This window comes from Olleya sediminilitoris (assembly GCF_016785945.1).
GTDB lineage: Bacteria > Bacteroidota > Bacteroidia > Flavobacteriales > Flavobacteriaceae > Olleya > Olleya sediminilitoris.
Genome location: NZ_JAEMEF010000038.1, coordinates 1 through 572 on the forward strand (window position 1 = coordinate 1; position 572 = coordinate 572).

At 37.2% G+C, this 572-nt stretch carries 1 pseudogene; it reads left to right on the forward strand.

The features are described from left to right. A pseudogene (locus tag JAO71_RS16005) lies at nt 1-572 on the forward strand (hypothetical protein); the annotation flags it as partial.

Sequence of the window (572 nt, forward strand, 5' to 3'; positions counted from 1 at the left end):
AATGTGATGATAATATGGAAACCGATGGAGACACCACCAATGATAGTGTACAATTTGATTTAGAAAGTTTAAACGAAGAAGTATTAGACGGACAAGACCCATTAAGCTACATTGTAAGTTATTATGATTCACAATCAGATGCAGATGCAGGAATCAGTCCATTACCATTATTGTATGAAAACATTATTAACCCACAAGTTATTTATGTAAGAGTAGATAATGACACCATGGTAGACGATGGAACCGGAACCATGGTAGACAGTTCAATCTGTTATGATACAGCCGAGATCACCTTACGAGTAAATCCATTACCAGAATTTGATTTAGAAGATAGTTATTTACTATGTATCAATACCAATGGATCAGAGGTAGTCAGCGCACCAATCATAGACACAGGATTAGATGAAACCCAATATACCTTTGAGTGGTCATTAGACGGAGTAACCCTTTCGGGAGAAACAGGAAGCAGTTTAGAGCCAACCCAAGCAGGTACTTATGAAGTTATAGTAACAAATGTAACCACAACATGTAATAACTCAGATACGACTATAGTCGAAGAAAGTGAGCCACCA